The organism is Streptomyces showdoensis, assembly GCF_039535475.1.
Lineage (GTDB): Bacteria > Actinomycetota > Actinomycetes > Streptomycetales > Streptomycetaceae > Streptomyces > Streptomyces showdoensis.
The window spans coordinates 4,095,521-4,113,992 of record NZ_BAAAXG010000026.1; the positions used below are offsets into that span (position 1 = coordinate 4,095,521).

17 protein-coding genes are annotated in these 18,472 nt (G+C 70.2%); 13 read left to right on the plus strand and 4 right to left on the minus strand.

The window, feature by feature from the left end; all coding sequences use genetic code 11:
• Positions 1 to 107: 107 nt before the first annotated feature.
• From ABD981_RS31775 to ABD981_RS31785, 3 genes are all read left to right on the plus strand, one after another.
• Positions 108 to 815, plus strand: a complete 708-nt coding sequence (locus tag ABD981_RS31775; protein ID WP_046910643.1) for an HAD family hydrolase — start codon at positions 108 to 110, stop codon at positions 813 to 815.
• A gap of 477 nt (positions 816 to 1,292) precedes the next feature.
• Positions 1,293 to 2,882 carry an ABC transporter substrate-binding protein gene (locus ABD981_RS31780; RefSeq protein WP_046910644.1) on the plus strand — a complete coding sequence of 530 codons (1,590 nt, stop codon included), beginning with the start codon at positions 1,293 to 1,295 and terminating at the stop codon, positions 2,880 to 2,882.
• 68 nt (positions 2,883 to 2,950) lie between these two features.
• Positions 2,951 to 4,534 (plus strand): ABC transporter substrate-binding protein, encoded by a 1,584-nt coding sequence (locus tag ABD981_RS31785; RefSeq protein WP_205628267.1) that lies wholly within the window; start codon positions 2,951 to 2,953, stop codon positions 4,532 to 4,534.
• Positions 4,535 to 4,622: 88 nt separating this feature from the next.
• Here the strand turns inward: ABD981_RS31785 and ABD981_RS31790 are convergent, their stop codons facing one another.
• Positions 4,623 to 5,294: a response regulator gene (locus tag ABD981_RS31790; RefSeq protein WP_046910645.1), complete on the minus strand. Its 672-nt coding sequence runs from the start codon at positions 5,292 to 5,294 to the stop codon at positions 4,623 to 4,625.
• A gap of 52 nt (positions 5,295 to 5,346) precedes the next feature.
• Positions 5,347 to 6,243, minus strand: coding sequence for a RecB family exonuclease (locus ABD981_RS31795; protein ID WP_123954984.1), 897 nt, complete (start codon positions 6,241 to 6,243; stop codon positions 5,347 to 5,349).
• A gap of 183 nt (positions 6,244 to 6,426) precedes the next feature.
• Between ABD981_RS31795 and ABD981_RS31800 the strand changes: the two genes are divergently transcribed.
• From ABD981_RS31800 to ABD981_RS31810, 3 genes are all read left to right on the plus strand, one after another.
• The gene (locus tag ABD981_RS31800; RefSeq protein WP_240495407.1) at positions 6,427 to 7,560 is read left to right on the plus strand and encodes a site-2 protease family protein; all 1,134 of its coding nucleotides are present in this window, start codon (positions 6,427 to 6,429) and stop codon (positions 7,558 to 7,560) included.
• A gap of 18 nt (positions 7,561 to 7,578) precedes the next feature.
• The gene (locus tag ABD981_RS31805; protein ID WP_046910648.1) at positions 7,579 to 8,466 is read left to right on the plus strand and encodes a tRNA (adenine-N1)-methyltransferase; all 888 of its coding nucleotides are present in this window, start codon (positions 7,579 to 7,581) and stop codon (positions 8,464 to 8,466) included.
• A gap of 211 nt (positions 8,467 to 8,677) precedes the next feature.
• Positions 8,678 to 9,238, plus strand: a complete 561-nt coding sequence (locus tag ABD981_RS31810; RefSeq protein WP_046910649.1) for a hypothetical protein — start codon at positions 8,678 to 8,680, stop codon at positions 9,236 to 9,238.
• 43 nt (positions 9,239 to 9,281) lie between these two features.
• Here the strand turns inward: ABD981_RS31810 and ABD981_RS31815 are convergent, their stop codons facing one another.
• Positions 9,282 to 9,593, minus strand: coding sequence for a ferredoxin (locus ABD981_RS31815; RefSeq protein WP_046910650.1), 312 nt, complete (start codon positions 9,591 to 9,593; stop codon positions 9,282 to 9,284).
• 253 nt (positions 9,594 to 9,846) lie between these two features.
• On the opposite strand from ABD981_RS31815, the gene arc reads away from it, so the two are divergent.
• The 6 genes from arc (at position 9,847) to prcA (ending at position 15,903) form a co-directional block, all read left to right on the plus strand.
• The gene (arc, locus tag ABD981_RS31820) at positions 9,847 to 11,613 is read left to right on the plus strand and encodes a proteasome ATPase (protein ID WP_046910689.1); all 1,767 of its coding nucleotides are present in this window, start codon (positions 9,847 to 9,849) and stop codon (positions 11,611 to 11,613) included.
• Between the two features lie 162 nt (positions 11,614 to 11,775).
• Complete coding sequence (gene dop / locus ABD981_RS31825) at positions 11,776 to 13,287, plus strand: depupylase/deamidase Dop (RefSeq protein ID WP_046910651.1); 1,512 nt, start codon at positions 11,776 to 11,778, stop codon at positions 13,285 to 13,287.
• A 174-nt stretch (positions 13,288 to 13,461) separates the two neighbouring features.
• Positions 13,462 to 13,674 carry a ubiquitin-like protein Pup gene (locus ABD981_RS31830; RefSeq protein ID WP_030494396.1) on the plus strand — a complete coding sequence of 71 codons (213 nt, stop codon included), beginning with the start codon at positions 13,462 to 13,464 and terminating at the stop codon, positions 13,672 to 13,674.
• A 36-nt stretch (positions 13,675 to 13,710) separates the two neighbouring features.
• The gene (locus ABD981_RS31835; protein ID WP_046910690.1) at positions 13,711 to 14,310 is read left to right on the plus strand and encodes an endonuclease VII domain-containing protein; all 600 of its coding nucleotides are present in this window, start codon (positions 13,711 to 13,713) and stop codon (positions 14,308 to 14,310) included.
• Complete coding sequence (gene prcB, locus ABD981_RS31840; protein WP_046910653.1) at positions 14,262 to 15,101, plus strand: proteasome subunit beta; 840 nt, start codon at positions 14,262 to 14,264, stop codon at positions 15,099 to 15,101. Before ABD981_RS31835 ends, prcB begins: the two co-directional genes overlap by 49 nt.
• Before the next feature lie 49 nt (positions 15,102 to 15,150).
• Positions 15,151 to 15,903 carry a proteasome subunit alpha gene (prcA, locus tag ABD981_RS31845; protein WP_123954985.1) on the plus strand — a complete coding sequence of 251 codons (753 nt, stop codon included), beginning with the start codon at positions 15,151 to 15,153 and terminating at the stop codon, positions 15,901 to 15,903.
• Positions 15,904 to 15,978: 75 nt separating this feature from the next.
• Here prcA and ABD981_RS31850 read toward each other — a convergent pair whose 3' ends face one another.
• Complete coding sequence (locus ABD981_RS31850; protein ID WP_046910655.1) at positions 15,979 to 16,998, minus strand: LacI family DNA-binding transcriptional regulator; 1,020 nt, start codon at positions 16,996 to 16,998, stop codon at positions 15,979 to 15,981.
• A 132-nt stretch (positions 16,999 to 17,130) separates the two neighbouring features.
• Here ABD981_RS31850 and ABD981_RS31855 point away from each other — a divergent pair, with 132 nt between their 5' ends.
• The gene (locus ABD981_RS31855; RefSeq protein WP_046910656.1) at positions 17,131 to 18,471 is read left to right on the plus strand and encodes an MFS transporter; all 1,341 of its coding nucleotides are present in this window, start codon (positions 17,131 to 17,133) and stop codon (positions 18,469 to 18,471) included.
• Position 18,472: the final 1 nt, after the last annotated feature.

Below are 18,472 nucleotides of genomic sequence, written 5' to 3' on the forward strand. Positions count from 1 at the left end.
GCGTGTGAGCGGGACGTACACTGGTCGGTCCAGTGCAGAGGCCGGTCGCCCTACCCCCGTACCGGGGTGGGCGGCCGGCCTTCTCGTCTCCCGATGGAGGTGTCCGGATGACCAGTACGGTCCCCGCGTCCTTGCTCCGTGCCCACGGCAGCTCCGCCCTGCAGGCGGTCTTCCTCGACATGGACGGCACCCTCGTCGACACCGAGGGCTTCTGGTGGGACGCGGAGGTGGAGGTCTTCGCGGACCTCGGGCACCGGCTCGACGTCGCCTGGAAGGAGATCGTCGTCGGCGGCCCGATGACGCGCAGCGCCGGTTATCTCATCGAGGCGACCGGCGCCGACATCACCCTGGACGAGCTCACGGTGCTGCTGAACGAGAAGTTCGAGCAGCGCATCGGCCAGGGCGTGCCGCTGATGCCGGGCGCCGAGCGGCTGCTCGCCGAGCTGGCCCGGCACAACATTCCGGCCGCCCTGGTCTCCGCCTCGCACCGCCGGATCATCGACAAGGTGCTGTTCTCCCTGGGCCGCGACCGCTTCGCGCTGACGGTGGCCGGCGACGAGGTCGGCCGGACGAAGCCGCACCCGGAGCCGTATCTGACCGCCGCCGCGGGCGTGGGCGCCGAACCGGCGCTGTGCGCCGTCATCGAGGACACGGCGACCGGTGTGGCCTCGGCCGAGGCGGCGGGCTGCCGGGTCGTCGCGGTGCCCTCGGTGGCCCCCATCGCGCCCTCCGCGGGCCGGGTCGTGGTGCGCTCTCTCGAAGAGGTCGACGTGCCGTTCCTGCGGACGCTCATCGCCGCTCCGACGGCTTCCTGAGGCTCCTCCGAGGCCTTGTTCGCGGGCCGGATCTGAGCTTTGTTTGAGGTTCAATGTCCGAAAAGGGCTCTGCGTGACCTTGGTCACGCAGAGTGCCGACCGGCAGGCGGTTCTCGGGCAGGCCATGTCCGGAACATGTCGGTTCCGCCCTGCCCATGTGTCCCGTTTCGATCGATGACGCACGAATCATGCCCACGCATGATTATCGATGCTGACGCATTCATGATCACTGTGCGGTGACCGGACGGCCCCCGCACGTCCTTCGGCAGCGGCGCGGCCCACTAATCTTTCGCGAGTACTCCGCCGCACCCTTCCGCGTGCCCCGGCGCCCACCCAAGTCGCCGCGCACGCAGGACCGATCGCACCCCCATCCAGGCCCGATCGCCCCCGCCCCGACCGGGCGGACCGGCGGAGTGAACGATGCCGCTGTACCCAGTGCCGGCCGTCACCCGGGGCCGGATGAGGAGAACGTCCCTGATGAACCGCAAGACCCTGGTGCTGCCGGTCGTGGCCGCACTGCTCACCCCCCTGCTCGCCGCCTGTGGTGGAGGGGACAAGAGCAGAGCGATCGTCGTGGGCACCACGGACCAGTTCGTCGCGACCGAGGACGCCCCCGCCCCGCTCGACCCGGCGTTCGCCTACGACACCGGCGCCTGGAACGTCCTGCGCCAGACCGTGCAGACCCTCATGCACGTCCCCCGCGGCAGCGGCCAGCCGGTCCCCGAGGCCGCCGAGAGCTGCGGCTTCTCCGACAAGCAGAGCGAGAGCTTCCGCTGCAAGCTGCGCGAGGGCCTCACCTTCGCCGACGGCACCGCGATCACCGCCGAGGACGTCAAGTTCTCCATCGAGCGGGTCCTCGCCATCAAGTCCGACAACGGCACCGCCGCGCTCCTGGCCAACATCGACACCGTCGAGACCAAGGGCGACCGCGAGGTGGTCTTCCACCTGAAGACGCCCGACGCGACCTTCCCGTACAAGCTCTCCACCCCCGTCGCCGGCATCCTCAGCAAGGACAAGTACGACGGCAAGCAGCTGCGCGCCGGCTTCGACGTCGACGGCTCCGGCCCGTACACGATGAAGACCGAGCGCGACGGCGACAAGGTGACGAAGTTCGTCTTCACCAAGAACGCCAAGTACAAGGGCGACATCACCCTGCGCAACGACCGGGTCGAGCTGCGCCCCTTCACCGACGCCGCCGTCATGGACGAGGCGCTGGAGAAGGACGACATCGACATGATGGCCCGCACCATGTCGCAGTCGCAGATCAAGGACCTCACCGAGAAGCCCAAGGACGGCATCGAGCTGACCGAGGTCCCCGGCCTGGAGATCCGCTACCTCGCCTTCAACACCAAGGCCCCCTCGGTCGAGGACAAGGCCGTACGACAGGCCATGGCCTCCGTCATCGACCGCGGCGCCCTCGTCAGCGAGGTCTACGGCCCCACCGCGCAGCCGCTCTACTCGCTGATCCCCTCCAGCGTCACCGGCCACGCCACCTCGTTCATCGACACCTACGGCGAGCCGGACACCGCCAAGGCGGCCAAGATCCTGCGCGACGCGGGCGTCAAGACGCCGGTCAAGGTCACCCTGCACTACACCACCGACCACTACGGCGCCGAGACGGCCAAGGAGTTCGAGGCCCTGCGCGGCCAGCTCAACGGCACCCGGCTCTTCGACACCCAGATCCAGGGCACCGAGTGGTCCAAGTTCCGTCCGGCCCAGAAGCGCGGCGACTACGCCGTCTACGGCCTCGGCTGGTTCCCCGACTACCCGGACCCGGACAACTACATCGCTCCGTTCCTCGACAGCGACAACTTCCTCAACACCCCCTACGTCAACCAGTCCGTCCGTGACCGGCTGATCCCGCAGTCGCGCCGACAGGCCGACCGCACCGCCGCGGCTCCCGTCTTCGAGCAGATCCAGAAGATCGTCGCCAAGGACGTCCCCGTCCTGCCGCTCTGGCAGGGCAAGCAGTACGTCGCCGCGCGCGACGACGTCACCGGCGTCGAGTGGGCGCTGAACACCTCCTCCGACCTCCTCCTGTGGGAGCTCGGCCGCGGCACCGCCTGACCCCTTCGTTGTACCGGCCGCGCAGCCGTTGCGCGGCCGGCCTGGCAAGAGATCAAGAGGCAAGTTCTGTGAAGGCACACAACAAGTGGCTGACGGCCCCGCTCGCCGCGGGCCTGGCCGCCGCGATGCTCAGCGGCTGCGGCACCGAGCAGGGCGGCGGCTCCGGAGGATCCGGCAACACCGTCCGCGTCGGCATGTCGGACGAGGTCCTGGCCACCGACCCCGCCGCCGGCTACGACCCCGGCTCCTGGCTGCTGTTCAACAACGTCTTCCAGTCCCTGCTCAGCTTCCCGAAGGGCGGCTCCGAGCCCGAGCCCGAGGCCGCCGACAAGTGCGGCTTCGCGGCCGGCAGCAAGGTCTACACCTGCACCCTCCGCGAGGGCCTGAAGTTCTCCAACGGCAACCCGCTCACCTCCGAGGACGTCAAGTTCTCCTTCGAGCGCGCCCTGAAGATCGACGACCCCTCCGGCCCCGCGCCGCTGCTCTCGACCATCGACTCGATCGAGACCCCCGACGCGCGGACCGTGGTCTTCAAGCTCAAGGTCCCCGACGCCACCTTCCCGAGCAAGATCGCCTCCGGCGCCGGCTCCATCGTCGACCACCGCGAGTACGCCGACGGCTCGCTGCGGACCGACAACAAGGCGATCGGCTCCGGCCCGTACAAGCTGGACTCCCTCACCGAGACCGAGGCCGTCTTCTCGGTCAACCCCGGCTACCACGGCAACGCCAAGACCAAGAACGAGGGCGTCACCCTCAAGCTCTACCGCGGCGACCGCGAGGCCCTCTCCAAGGCCCTCTCCGCCAACGAGATCGACGTCGCCTACCGAGGCCTCTCCGCCGACGACATCGCCGCCCTCGAAACCTCCGAGACCACGGACGACAAGGGCATCGAGGTCGTCCGCGGCAGCAGCGCCGAGGTCCAGCACCTGGTCTTCAACGTCAAGGACCCGGTCATCGGCAAGCTGGGCGTCCGCCAGGCCATCGCCCACCTCGTCGACCGCGACGAGCTCGTCCAGAACGTCTACAAGTCGACCGCCACCCCGCTCTACTCGATCGTCCCGGCGGGCATCGCGGGCCACAACACCGCCTTCTTCGACACCTACGGCAGCCCCGACCCGGCGAAGGCCAAGAAGGCCCTGCGCTCGGCCGGCATCACCGACAAGGTCAAGCTCACCCTCTGGTCCACCCGCAGCCGCTTCGGCCCGGCCACCGACCAGGAGCTCAAGGCGATAGCCGGGCAGCTCAACGCCAGCGGCCTCTTCGACGCCGACGTCAAGTCCGTCGAGTACGAGCAGTACGAGAAGGACATCGCCGCCGGCAAGTACGGCGTCTACGTCAAGGGCTGGGTCCCCGACTACCCGGACGCCGACAACTTCACCGCGCCGTTCTTCGGCAAGGGCAACGTCCTCGGCAACCACTACGAGAACGCCACCGTCACCGGCAGCCTCATCCCGAAGACCTCCGCCGTCGCGGACCGCTCCGCCACCGGCCAGGACTTCGGCAAGATCCAGGACATCGTCGCCGAGGAGCTGCCGCTGCTCCCGCTCTGGCAGGGCAAGCAGTACGCCGTCGCCCGCGACAACATCACCGGCCTGGAGTGGACCCTGGACGCGTCCACCGTCTTCCGCTTCTGGGAGATCAAGAAGAGCTGACCCCGCCGCCACGGCGACATCCGCCACGGCGACACGAAGGGCCCGGCACGCGCGACGCGTGCCGGGCCCTCCACCGTCCCGCGACGGACTACTGCGCCCCCGGGCGCACCAGACCGCTCTCGTACGCGTACACCGCGGCCTGCACCCGGTCCCGCAGGCCCAGCTTCGTCAGCACATGGCCCACATGGGTCTTGACGGTCGTCTCGCTGACGAACAGGTCCGCCGCGATCTCCGCGTTCGACAGACCGCGCGCCACCAGCTTCAGCACCTCGACCTCGCGGTCGGTCAGCGTGTTCAACGTGTCCGGGACCTGCTCCTCGCCCGAGGGCAGGTGCGCCGAGTACTTGTCGAGCAGCCGGCGCGTGATCGACGGGGCCAGCATCGCCTCGCCCGCCGCGACCACCCGGATCGCCTGCACCAGCTCCGTCGCCGGCGCGTCCTTCAGCAGGAAACCACTGGCCCCCGCCCGCAGCGCCTCCACCACGTACTCGTCGAGGTCGAAGGTGGTCAGCACCAGCACCTTCGCCGGCCCGTCCCGGCCCGGGCCGGTGATCTGCCGGGTCGCCTCCACCCCGTCCATCCGCGGCATCCGGATGTCCATCAGCACCACGTCGGGCTGCAGCGCCCGCACCTGCTCCAGCGCCTGCAGACCGTCACCGGCCTCGCCCACCACCGCGACGTCCTGCTCCGCCTCCAGGATCATCCGGAAACCGGTACGCAGCAGGGGCTGGTCGTCGACCAGGAGGACGCGGATGGCCACGGGAGACTCCTTCACGGGCGGGCTGGACCCGTCCCATTCTGCCCTGACCGGCCTATCCGTCCCGACCGCCCTGACCGCTTCGATCAGGAAGCTCCGATTCCGCCGGGCGCGCGGGCACCACCGGCAGCGGATACACCGGGGGAGTGCCGCCGAACTCCGGACACACCGCCTGGTGGTCGCACCAGCCGCACAGCTTCGTCGGCCGCGGCCGCCAGTCACCCGACTCCGTCGCCAGCCGGATCGCCTCCCACAGGGCGAGCAGCTTGCGCTCCACCCGCAGCAGATCCGCCTCCACCGGGTCGTACGTCAGCACGTCCCCGCTGCCCAGGTAGACCAGCTGCAGCCGGCGCGGCACCACGCCCTTCAACCGCCAGATCACCAGCGCGTAGAACTTCATCTGGAACAGCGCGCCCTCGCTGTACTCCGGACGCGGCGCCTTGCCCGTCTTGTAGTCGACGATCCGCACCTCGCCCGTCGGCGCCACGTCGACCCGGTCGATCACCCCGCGCAGCCGCAGCCCCGACTCCAGCTCCGTCTCCACGAACATCTCGCGCTCGGCCGGCTCCAGACGCGTCGGATCCTCCAGCGTGAACCACCGCTCGACCAGCGCCTCCGCCTCCGTCAGCCACCGGCCCAGCCGCTCGCCGTCCGGATCCTCCGCGAACAGCTCGCCCAGCTCCGGCCGCGCACCGAGCAGCCGGTCCCACTGGCCCGGGATCAGCGCCTTCGCCCGCGGCGCCGTCCGCTCCACCGCCGGCGCGTCGAAGAGACGCTCCAGCACCGCGTGCACCAGCGTCCCCCGCGTCGCCGCGGCACTCGGCTTCTCCGGCAGCCGGTCGATCACCCGGAACCGGTACAGCAGGGGGCACTGCATGAAATCGCTCGCCCGCGACGGCGACAACGACGTGGGCGTCCGGGCCTCCGCCGGCGGCTGCTCGCTCGTACTCATGACTCAGACCCTACGACCCGCCACCGACAGCGAGCGGAATACCATCGACTCAGGACCCCGTCGCACTGCATGATCGAACCGTGACCGAGTGACGCGGGCCATGCAGCTCGGCGACGAAAGGAACCCGTGAACCAGGACGAGTCCAAGCCGCAGCGGACCGAGGAGCCGGGCGGCGGCATCCTCATGGGCCGGCCCTTCGGCGTGCCGGTCTACGTCGCGCCCAGCTGGTTCCTGGTCGCCGCCCTCATCACCTGGGTCTTCGGCGACCAGATCGAACGCGTCCTGCCCGAGCTCGGCGCGGCCCGCTACCTGGTCTCGCTGTTCTTCGCGATCGCCTTCTACGCCTCCGTGCTCGTCCACGAACTCGCCCACACCCTCGCCGCCCTCCGCTTCAAGCTCCCGGTGCGCCGCATCCAGCTCCAGTTCTTCGGCGGCGTCTCCGAGATCGAGAAGGAGACCGAGACCCCCGGCCGCGAATTCCTCCTCGCCTTCGTCGGCCCGCTGCTCTCCCTCGTCCTCGCCGGGGCCTTCTACCTCAGCCTCTACGCCGTCGAACCCGGCACCGTCCCCGGCGTCCTCCTCGGCGGCCTGATGATCTCCAACCTCATCGTCGCCGTCTTCAACCTGCTGCCCGGCCTGCCCCTCGACGGCGGCCGCATGCTCCGCGCCGTCGTGTGGAAGATCACCGGCAACGCCATGACCGGCACCGTCGCCGCCGCCTGGATCGGCCGCGCCCTCGCCGTCACCGTCCTCATCGGACTGCCCCTGCTCACCCGCACCGGACTGCTCGGCAACTCCACCGAGGACATCTCCGGCTTCAACACCGTCACCGACGCCCTGCTCGCCGCCATCCTCGCCGCGATCATCTGGACCGGCGCCGGCAACAGCCTCCGCATGGCCCGGCTCCGCGAACACCTCCCCGAGCTCCGCGCCCGCACCCTCACCCGCCGCGCCGTCCCCGTCGAATCCGCCACCCCGCTCTCCGAAGCCCTCCGCCGCGCCAACGAGGCCGGCGCCCGCGCCCTCGTCGTCGTCGACGGCCACGGCGGCCCCACCGGCATCGTCCGCGAGACCGCCATCGCGAGCGTCCCCCAGCACCGCCGCCCCTGGGTCGCCGTCAGCGCCCTCGCCCAGGACCTCACCGAGGGCATGAAGGTCCCCGCCGAACTCGCCGGCCAGCCCCTCCTCGACCACCTCCGCGCCAGCCCCGCCACCGAGTACCTCGTCGTCGAGGAGACCGGCGAGATCTACGGCGTGCTCTCCACCACCGACGTGGAGAAGGCCTTCGTCAAGGCCATGGCACGACCCTCCTCGTAATCCCGGTACTCTGTTCGCATGTCCGAACCGACCGGTGCCGCCCGCCGACGCGGGCCCTTCAAGGTCGGGGACCAGGTTCAGCTGACCGACCCCAAGGGCCGTCACTACACGTTCACGCTCGAAGAGGGAAAGAACTTCCACACCCACAAGGGTTCCTTCCCGCACGACGAACTGATCGGCGCCCCCGAGGGCAGCGTTGTCCGTACCACCGGAAACGTCGCCTACCTCGCGCTGCGCCCCCTGCTCCCCGACTACGTCCTGTCCATGCCCCGCGGCGCCGCCGTGGTCTACCCCAAGGACGCGGGGCAGATCCTGGCCTTCGCCGACATCTTCCCCGGCGCCCGCGTCGTCGAGGCGGGCGTGGGCTCCGGCTCGCTCAGCTCCTTCCTGCTGCGCGCCATCGGCGACAGCGGCATGCTGCACTCCTACGAGCGCCGCGAGGACTTCGCCGAGATCGCCAAGGGCAACGTCGAGCGCTACTTCGGCGGCCCGCACCCCGCCTGGCAGCTGACCGTCGGCGACCTCCAGGACAACCTGTCCGACACCGAGGTCGACCGCGTCATCCTCGACATGCTCGCTCCCTGGGAGTGCCTGGAGGCCGTCTCCAAGGCGCTCGTCCCCGGCGGCATCCTCTGCTGCTACGTGGCCACCACCACGCAGCTCGCCCGCACCGTGGAGTCCATCCGCGAGTTCGGCTGCTACGCCGAGCCGCAGCCCTGGGAATCCATGATCCGCAACTGGCACGTCGAGGGCCTGGCCGTGCGCCCCGATCACCGCATGATCGGCCACACCGGCTTCCTCGTCACCGCCCGCCGCCTGGCCGACGGCGTCGAGCCCCCGATGCGCCGCCGCCGCCCCTCCAAGGGCGCCTACGGCGACGACTACGAGGGCCCCAACAAGGGCTGACCCCCGACAACGCAGGCGTGCCGCCGCCGACTTCCCGCCCCCGGGCGCGGAAGTCGACGGCGGCACCTCCATGTTCACGGCCCCCGCCAAACCCCCGCCCCACCCCCGTCAAGCTCCCGGACACAGCCGACCCCGCCTGTTCCGCCCTCCTGTGACGTGTGGCACGATGCCCGCAACTCCTTCCGCACCGCCCTCACAGGAGACTCCTCGCGTGCAGCCCCCCGCCGTCCCGGACCTCGCGCACACCCACGCCCGTCCGGTGCACTGGCTGGCCACCGCCACCGCGATGGCCGGAGTCGTCGCCCTCGCCGGACTGCTCCAGCCCGGCCCCGCCGGAGCCACCGCGGCCCCCGCCCCACGACCCGCCCCCGACGCCGCCACCGCCCGCTTCCCCCTGGAATGCAGGGGAGCCCCCAGCACGATCGCCCAACGGGCCACCGGGGACCTCGACGGCGACGGAAACCCCGAGACCGTCGCAGTCGTACACTGCGAAGCCGGCTCCGGAACGCCGCCCAGCGGCATCTACGTCCTCACCCACGGCACAGCCGCAGGCACCCCCGCCGCCCGCGTCGTCGCCACCCTCGTGGAACCCTCCGAGCTCAAGAACGTGACCGCCTTCGCCGTACGCGACGGAGCCGTGCACGCCACCCTGCTCGGCTACTCCTCGCCGGACGTCCCCAGCTGCTGCCCCGACGAACACGAGCAGGTCACCTGGCGCTGGAAGGGCGGAGTCTTCCTCCGCACCGCCAAGAACGAGGCCCGCGCGGTCTGACCCCCCGGCCCCGACGGACCGGAGGCCACGGCTCAGGAAGCCGTCACTCGGCGTCCGGCCCGTACACCTCGACGCCGTCCGCGACCCGGCGCACATGGATGCAGTCGCCCGGGCACTCCTTCGCGGAATCCACCACATCGGTCAGCAGCGGCAGCGGCACGGGCGTCGTCGCCCCCGGAGCCTGGAGCAGCTCGTCGTCCGCGCTCTTCACATAAGCGAGCCCGTCGATGTCCAGCTCGAAGACCTCGGGCGCGTACTGCACGCAGATCCCGTCCCCGGTGCACAGGTCCTGATCGATCCAGACCTCCAGCGCCTCGTCGGCGGCCGTGGCCGGGGCCTCGTGCTGCACGGTCATATCTCCTGCCGTTTCTGCGTCGCGCGGGCGAGCCGCAAGTAAGTCCGGCCAAGCCTGACGGGTGTTGACCACCCACGACGATACAACCGCACGCTTTTGCATTGTCCGGCGGTGGGTATTCCCCTGGCGTGAGGGGAAGCGCAAGGGTGAAGATCGGACACACCCCGGAGTCTTTTTGATCTAGGGGTTTCAATCATCACCCACCCAGGTAGGGTCAGGAAGCGTCCAGCTCCCCTTGGAGGAGGTGAGGACCGTGGCAGCCCACGACGACGACATCAACCGCGGCATCCGGCCGGGGCGGGGGTCTGAGGACCCCGCCGGCCAGGTTGCCTATCTCGAGCAGGAAATCGCCGTCCTGCGCCGCAAGCTCGCCGACTCTCCGCGACACACGAGGATTCTCGAGGAGCGGATCGTCGAGCTGCAGACGAACCTGGCCGGCGTGTCCGCGCAGAACGAGCGGCTCGCCAATACGCTCCGTGAGGCCCGCGACCAGATCGTGGCCCTCAAGGAGGAGGTCGACCGGCTCGCACAGCCGCCGGCCGGCTTCGGTGTCTTCCTGCAGGCCAACGAGGACGGCACGTGCGACATCTTCACCGGGGGCCGCAAGCTCCGGGTGAACGTCAGCCCCGGCGTCGAGCTCGACGAGCTCAAGCGGGGCCAGGAAGTCATGCTCAACGAGGCGCTCAACGTGGTCGAGGCCATGGAATTCGAGCGCGCCGGCGACATCGTCACCCTCAAGGAGATCCTCGAGGACGGCGAGCGCGCCCTGGTCATCGGACACACCGACGAGGAGCGCGTGGTCCGGCTCGCCGAACCGCTCCTCGACATCACCATCCGCCCCGGCGACGCCCTGCTCCTGGAACCCAGGTCGGGCTACGTCTACGAAGTGGTCCCCAAGAGCGAGGTCGAGGAACTCGTCCTCGAAGAGGTCCCGGACGTCGACTACGACAAGATCGGCGGCCTGGGCAACCAGATCGAGCTGATCCGCGACGCCGTCGAGCTCCCCTACCTCTACCCGGACCTCTTCAAGGAGCACGAACTGCGGCCCCCGAAGGGCATCCTGCTCTACGGCCCGCCCGGCTGCGGCAAGACGCTCATCGCCAAGGCCGTCGCCAACTCCCTTGCCAAGAAGGTCGCCGAGGTGACCGGCCAGCCCGCCGGGAAGTCCTACTTCCTCAACATCAAGGGCCCCGAGCTCCTCAACAAGTACGTCGGCGAGACCGAGCGGCACATCCGCCTCGTCTTCCAGCGTGCCCGGGAGAAGGCGAGCGAGGGCACCCCCGTCATCGTCTTCTTCGACGAGATGGAATCCCTCTTCCGCACCCGCGGATCCGGAGTCAGCTCGGACGTGGAGAACACCATCGTCCCCCAGCTGCTCGCCGAGATCGACGGCGTGGAAGGCCTGGAGAACGTCATCGTCATCGGCGCCTCCAACCGCGAGGACATGATCGACCCCGCCATCCTGCGCCCCGGCCGGCTCGACGTGAAGATCAAGATCGAGCGTCCGGACGCGGAAGCGGCCAAGGACATCTTCGCCAAGTACCTCACCGCCACCCTCCCGCTCCACGCGGACGACCTCTCCGAGCACAGCGGCTCGAAGGAGGCGGCCGCCCACGCGATGATCCAGTCCGTGGTCGAGCAGATGTACGCGGAAAGCGAGGAGAACCGCTTCCTCGAGGTCACGTACGCCAACGGCGACAAGGAAGTCCTCTACTTCAAGGACTTCAATTCCGGCGCGATGATCCAGAACATCGTCGACCGGGCCAAGAAGATGGCCATCAAGGCATTCCTCGACCACGACCAGAAGGGCATCCGCGTCTCCCACCTCCTCCAGGCCTGCGTGGACGAGTTCAAGGAGAACGAGGACCTGCCCAACACCACCAACCCCGACGACTGGGCCCGCATCTCCGGAAAGAAGGGCGAGCGGATCGTCTTCATCCGCACCCTCGTCACCGGAAAGCAGGGCGCGGACACCGGCCGCTCCATCGACACGGTGGCGAACACCGGCCAGTACCTGTAGGAACGCACCGGCTGCGGATGTCCGGAACCGGACGTCCGCAGCCGTCGCTTTCCACTCACCGAACCGCTTCTGATCTCCCCGTACACGCGTGGCCGCTCTAGGCTCGTGGGTACCGCCGCGACACGCACTGTGCGGAGAGCGGCGCCGGGCAAGGAGGGCCGCATGACCGTACGGCGCGTAATGGGCATCGAGACGGAGTACGGGATCTCCGTCCCCGGGCACCCCAACGCCAATGCCATGCTCACCTCGTCCCAGATCGTCAACGCCTACGCGGCGGCGATGCACCGGGCGCGCCGCGCCCGCTGGGACTTCGAGGAGGAGAACCCGCTGCGGGACGCCCGCGGCTTCGACCTCGCCCGCGAGGCCGCCGACTCCAGCCAGCTCACCGACGAGGACATCGGCCTCGCCAACGTCATCCTGACCAACGGCGCGCGGCTCTACGTGGACCACGCCCACCCCGAGTACAGCTCGCCCGAGGTCACCAACCCCCGCGACGCCGTCCTCTGGGACAAGGCCGGCGAGCGGATCATGGCCGAGGCCGCCGAGCGGGCCGCCCAGCTCCCAGGCGCCCAGCCCATCCACCTCTACAAGAACAACACCGACAACAAGGGCGCGTCCTACGGCACGCACGAGAACTACCTGATGAAGCGGGAGACCCCCTTCTCGGACATCGTGCGCCACCTGACCCCCTTCTTCGTCTCCCGCCAGGTCGTCACCGGCGCCGGCCGGGTCGGCATCGGCCAGGACGGCCGGGAGCACGGCTTCCAGATCAGCCAGCGGGCGGACTACTTCGAGGTCGAGGTCGGCCTGGAGACCACCCTCAAGCGCCCCATCATCAACACCCGCGACGAGCCCCACGCGGACGCGGAGCGGTACCGCCGCCTCCACGTGATCATCGGCGACGCCAACCTCTCCGAGATCTCCACCTACCTGAAGCTGGGCACCACGGCGCTGGTCCTCTCCATGATCGAGGACTCCTTCATCACCGTCGACCTCGCCGTCGACCAGCCCGTCCGCACCCTCCACCACGTCTCGCACGACCCGACGCTCCAGTACCTCGTCACGCTCCGCAGCGGCCGGACACTCACCGCGGTGCAGCTGCAGATGGAGTACTTCGAGCTCGCGCGCAAGTACGTGGAGGAGCGGTACGGGGCCGACGCCGACGAGCAGACCAAGGACGTCCTCGTCCGCTGGGAGGACACGCTCAACCGGCTGGAGAACGACCCGATGAGCCTGGCCGGCGAGCTGGACTGGATCGCCAAGCGGGAGCTCATGGAGGGCTACCGCCGCCGCGACGGCCTGGACTGGGACGCCGCCCGGCTGCACCTGGTCGACCTCCAGTACGCGGACGTGCGCCCCGAGAAGGGCCTGTACAACCGCCTGGTGGCCCGCGGGCGCATGAAGCGCCTGCTGGACGAGCCCACGGTGGAACGGGCCGAGACGAGCCCTCCCGAGGACACCAGGGCCTACTTCCGCGGCCGCTGCCTGGACCAGTACGCGGACGACGTGGCCGCCGCCTCCTGGGACTCGGTCATCTTCGACCTGCCCGGTCGCGACTCGCTCCAGCGGGTCCCGACCCTGGAGCCCCTCCGGGGCACCAAGGAACACGTGAAGGACCTCCTGGACCGCTGCCGCACGGCGGAGGAACTGGTGCGGGTCCTCTCCGGCGGCTGAGACCGCCCGGGAATTCCCGGATTCCCGGGCGCGGCTGAAATGCCCGGGGACTGGGAATCATGGGAACAGTGCCCGGACGTTGTAGAAACTGCGGGGCCGATGTCAGTCCCGGCTTGTAGGGTCTGATCTTGTAGGGATCCGAACGAGCGGGCCGATTCGAGCGGGGTGAGGTTTATGGCGACCAAGGACACCGGCGGCGGACAGCAGAAGGCGACGCGTTCCACGGAGGAGGTCGAGGAGACCACCACGGAGGCGAGCTCCGACCTCAAGGAACGCCAGGAGAAGCTGAGCGACGACGTGGACTCCGTCCTGGACGAAATCGATGATGTACTCGAAGAGAACGCAGAGGATTTCGTTCGAAGCTTCGTACAAAAAGGCGGCCAGTAGCCTTCGAATCGAAGGTGAGGGCGTAGGGGTGGGGAGATGTCGGAGGCCGTCAAACACTGCCGCGGTTGTGGGCGAGATGTTCCGCTGAACGGATTCGCTCAGGACTGTAATCGCGGGGACGGCCTGCAACCACGGTGTCGGGAATGCGTCGCGGCCTACGGGGCTGAGCGCTACCGGATCAGACAGGCGGCCAAGGGCAAGGTCGTCCGAAGCAAGGCGGATGTGCCGGCAGGGCACAAGCTCTGCCGGCAGTGCGGTGAGATCAAGCCGCATGGTGAGTGGCATCGCAACACCACCGCGTCGGACGGCCTCGCCACTCGCTGCAAGGCCTGCAAGAAGGCCCAGGGGCGAGCCGGTCATCTCAAGCGTCAGTACGGCCTCACCGAGGCCGAGCGCGACGAGATGATCAACTCGCAAGGAGGCCTCTGCGCGATCTGTCTCGCGGCTCCCGCCGCGCATGTGGATCATTGCCACAAGACGGGTAGGGTCCGTGGCGTACTGTGCTTCAACTGCAATTCGGCCATCGGCAAGTTGGGAGACGATCCCGACGTCCTTCGTCGGGCCATCGCATACCTGGAGGGACACGCGTGGAAGCCAACACTCGTAGCACAGGGCGACTGCCGGCGGCCTTCCTGACGCCGGGCTCGTCCTCGTTCATCGACTTCCTCGCCGACCACTCGCCGGAGCTGCTCCCGGGCAACCGGAGGCTCCCCGAGGGGATCGTCGAGGCGCCCCACGGCACGACCATCGTCGCCGCGACCTTCCCCGGCGGCGTGGTGCTCGCCGGTGACCGGCGGGCGACGATGGGGAACATGATCGCGCAGCGGGACATCGAGAAGGTGTTCCCGGCCGACGAGTACTCCGCGGTCGGCATCGCCGGCACCGCCGGCCTCGCGGTGGAGATGGTGAAGCTGTTCCAGCTGGAGCTGGAGCACTTCGAGAAGGTGGAGGGCGCGACCCTCTCCCTGGAGGGCAAGGCGAACCGCCTGTCCACGATGATCCGCAGCAACCTCGGCATGGCCATGCAGGGCCTCGCCGTCGTCCCGCTCTTCGCCGGCTGGGACGAGGGCAAGGAGAAGGGCCGGATCTTCTCCTACGACGTCACCGGCGGCCGCTCCGAGGAGCACGGATACGCCGCCACCGGCTCGGGCTCGATCTTCGCGCGCGGGTCGATGAAGAAGCTCTACCGGGGCGACCTGACCGAGCAGCAGGCCACCACGCTCGTCGTCCAGGCGCTGTACGACGCGGCGGACGACGACTCGGCGACCGGTGGGCCGGACCTGGCCCGCAGGATCTTCCCGATCGTCACCGTCATCACCGACGAGGGCTTCCGCAGGCTCACCGAGGAGGAGTCCTCCGAGCTGGCCCGGTCGATCACGGAGCGGCGCCTCGAGCAGCCCGACGGGCCGCGCGCCGCCCTGCTCTGACCACTCGTCGCCTCCCTGTAGAAGCCCAGAAGAAAGGGACGGATAGCCGGTGTCCACGCCGTTCTATGTCTCACCCCAGCAGGCCATGGCCGACCGGGCGGAGTACGCCCGCAAGGGCATCGCCCGGGGACGCAGCCTGGTCGTCCTCCAGTACGCCGACGGCATCGTCTTCGTCGGCGAGAACCCGTCCCGCGCGCTGCACAAGTTCAGCGAGATCTACGACCGGATCGGCTTCGCCGCCGCCGGCAAGTACAACGAGTACGAGAACCTGCGGATCGGCGGTGTGCGCTACGCGGACCTGCGCGGCTACACCTACGACCGCGACGACGTGACGGCCCGCGGTCTGGCCAACGTCTACGCCCAGACGCTGGGCACCATCTTCTCCAGCGCGGGCGAGAAGCCCTACGAGGTGGAGCTGGTGGTCGCCGAGGTCGGCGCGGAGCCGGAGGGCGACCAGATCTACCGGCTGCCGCACGACGGCTCGATCGTGGACGAGCACGGCTCGGTCGCGGTCGGCGGCAACGCGGAGCAGATCAGCTCCTTCCTGGACCAGCGGCACCGCGACGGGATGTCCCTCGCCGAGGCGCTGAAGCTGGCCGTGCAGGCGCTCTCGCGGGACACCAACGGCACCGAGCGGGAGATTCCCGCGGAGCGCCTGGAGGTGGCGGTCCTGGACCGTACGCGCCCGCAGCAGCGCAAGTTCAAGCGGATCGTCGGCCGGCAGCTGGTGCGCCTGCTGGGTGCGGACGACGCGGCCGTGGCCAAGACGGACGATCCGTCCGACGAGGCGGCCGAGGAGTAGGCCGCGCGAGGTGTGCGCGAGGGCCCCGGGACCGTTCGGTCCCGGGGCCCTCGCGCGTGCCGGGGGTGGTGGCCGTCAGGCGGCCGGGGCCGGGCCGGAGGAGCCGCGGACGGCCAGTTCGACGGGGAGGACGGCCGGCTCGGGCCGTTCGCCCGACAGGGCCGCGAGGAGGGCCGCCATGCCCCGTCCGCCGAACTCCTCGGCGGGCAGCCGTACGGTGGTCAGCTCCGGTTCGAGGGCGGTGGCGAGGGCCATGTCGTCGAAGCCGGTGACCGAGAGGTCCTCGGGGATGCGCAGGCCGAGCCGGCGGGCGGCCTTGTAGACGCCGGCCGCGAGGATGTCGTCGTCGCAGATGACGGCCGTGGGGCGGGGGCCGGGGGCGGTGAGGGCCTGGTGGGCGGCCTCCCAGGCGGCGGCGACGTTCAGCTGGGCCCGCGCGGTGCGCAGCTCGCTTCCGCGCAGTGCGTCGGCGAGGACGGCGGCCCGGGCGTCGAAGGTCCAGGAGGGGACGGCGGACGCCAGGTGGAGGTAGCTGCGGTGGCCGAGGTCCAGGAGGTGGCCGGTGACCCGGCGCATGCCGTCGGCGACGTCGAGGTTGACGTGGGCGGCGGCTCCGGGGTCGGCGGGGTCGCTGTCGAGCATGACGAGGGGCAGGTCGGTGCCCTGGAAGGCCTTGAGGGCGTCGGTGGCCATGGAGGAGGCGAGGACGCCGTCCAGGGCGGCCTGGGCGGAGGCGAAGGGGTCCTTGGCGGGTCCGATGCCGTCGGGGGAGGGGTAGAGCACGACGCCGAAGCCGTGGCGGGCGGCCTCGACGGCGGCGCCGGTGTAGACGTGGGCGAAGAACTCGTTGGTGAGGGCGGGGACGACCAGGAGTGCGGTCCTGGTGCTGCCGAGGCGGAGGTTGCGGGCGGCGAGGTTGGGCCGGTAGCCGAGTTCGGCGGCGGCCTCGCGGACGGAGCCGGCGGTGCGTTCGGAGACGCGGCCGCGCCATTTGTCGCCGAGGACGAGGGAGACGGTGGCCTGGGAGACGCCGGCCGCCCTGGCGACGTCCCGGCTGGTGGGGCGGCTCCCGTGGAAGGGTTCCGGGCTGTGCACGCGTGCCTCCGCGACGGCTGGTGGTCCGGCACGCGGGGTGGACCGGCGTGCTGCCGTCATGGTACGTATGACCCGACACGTTATACGTAAAACTTGAGAACCTGGGGCTGACACCCGAGGAGGGGAGACGACATGGCCACCGAGGCCGGGGCGAACGGCGGCTACCGCGACATCCTGCGGGCGCCGCACGCGGCCCGACTGCTGGCCGGCACGCTGGTGGGCCGGCTGCCCAACGGCACCGGCCCCATCGCCATCACCGTCTTCACCCGCGCGGAGGGGGGCAGCTACAGCCTGGCGGGCGGGCTGATCGCCGCGTACGGCCTGGCCACCGCGGTCGGCCAGCCGCTGCTCGGCCGGGCCGTCGACCTCAAGGGCCAGCCGCGGGTCCAGCTCCCGGCCGCCCTGATATCCGCCCTGGGCATGGCGGCGCTGGCCGTCACCGGCATCGCCAACCTCTTCCTGGCCTACGCCGCCGTCCTGGTCGCCGGACTCTTCACGCCGCCCCTGGAGGGCGGCCTGCGGGCGCTGTGGCCGAGCGTCCTCGGCCGCGAGGACCGGGTCCACCGGGCGTACGCCCTGGACGCGGTGGCCCAGGAGGTCATGTTCACCGTCGGGCCGCTGCTGCTGACCCTCCTGGTCTCGCTCTGGTCGCCCGCCGCGGCGCTGGTCGTCATCAACCTCCTGGGCGTCCTCGGGGCCCTCTCCGTTGTCCTCTCCGAGCCGTCCCGCACCTGGCGCTCGGCGCCCCGCGAGGCGCACTGGCTGGGCGCGCTGCGCTCGCGCGGGCTGCTCGCGCTGCTCGCCTCGTTCTTCTTCGTCGGTCTCGCCCTCGGCTCCATCACCGTCGCCGGCGTCGCCTACGCGGACGACCGGGGCGACGAGGCCGTCTACGGCTGGCTGATGGCGGCCCTCGGCCTCGGCGCGCTGATCGGCGGGGTCTTCTACGGCGCCCGCCAGTGGGCCGGGGCGCCCGAGCGGCGGCTGCGGATCCTGGTGCTGCTGCTGGCCCTGGGCTACCTGCCGCTGCTGCTGGTGCCCGGCCCGGTCGCCATGACGGCGCTGGCCGCCCTCGCCGGTGTCTTCCTGGCGCCCGCCATCGCCTGTGCCTTCCTCGTGGTGGACCGGCACGCCCCGGCCGGCACGGTGACCGAGGCCTTCTCCTGGCTCGTCACCACCTTCGGCGTCGGCGCGGCCCTCGGTTCGGCGGTCTCCGGACCCGCCGTCGAACTCGCGGGGACCCCCGCCGGATTCGCCGTGGCCGGTGCGGGCGGCTTCGTCGCCTTCCTGGTGCTCGTGGCCACCGGCCGGGTCCTCGGGGGCGCCCCGCCCGCCCCGCGGGTGCGACACGCCGTCAGCGGGGGCGCCGTGAACAGCGGTCCCGACGCCGGACGGGCCGAAAACAGCGCGCGCTCATCGGAAAATGATCGAAACGGGGCCGTCGAACCCGGTTTCAGCTCAGGCCATCAGGCGTAAT

Excerpts from the sequence above, each read along its gene's own strand:
- ABD981_RS31800 (WP_240495407.1), top strand. The coding sequence starts at position 6,427 with ATGGGCCGGCCCTTCGGCGTGCCGGTCTACGTCGCGCCCAGCTGGTTC.
- dop (WP_046910651.1), top strand. The coding sequence starts at position 11,776 with ATGACCGTACGGCGCGTAATGGGCATCGAGACGGAGTACGGGATCTCC.
- ABD981_RS31805 (WP_046910648.1), top strand. The coding sequence starts at position 7,579 with ATGTCCGAACCGACCGGTGCCGCCCGCCGACGCGGGCCCTTCAAGGTC.
- ABD981_RS31815 (WP_046910650.1), bottom strand. The coding sequence starts at position 9,593 with ATGACCGTGCAGCACGAGGCCCCGGCCACGGCCGCCGACGAGGCGCTG.
- ABD981_RS31830 (WP_030494396.1), top strand. The coding sequence starts at position 13,462 with ATGGCGACCAAGGACACCGGCGGCGGACAGCAGAAGGCGACGCGTTCC.
- ABD981_RS31855 (WP_046910656.1), top strand. The coding sequence starts at position 17,131 with ATGGCCACCGAGGCCGGGGCGAACGGCGGCTACCGCGACATCCTGCGG.
- ABD981_RS31780 (WP_046910644.1), top strand. The coding sequence starts at position 1,293 with ATGAACCGCAAGACCCTGGTGCTGCCGGTCGTGGCCGCACTGCTCACC.
- ABD981_RS31775 (WP_046910643.1), top strand. The coding sequence starts at position 108 with ATGACCAGTACGGTCCCCGCGTCCTTGCTCCGTGCCCACGGCAGCTCC.
- ABD981_RS31835 (WP_046910690.1), top strand. The coding sequence starts at position 13,711 with ATGTCGGAGGCCGTCAAACACTGCCGCGGTTGTGGGCGAGATGTTCCG.
- ABD981_RS31795 (WP_123954984.1), bottom strand. The coding sequence starts at position 6,243 with ATGAGTACGAGCGAGCAGCCGCCGGCGGAGGCCCGGACGCCCACGTCG.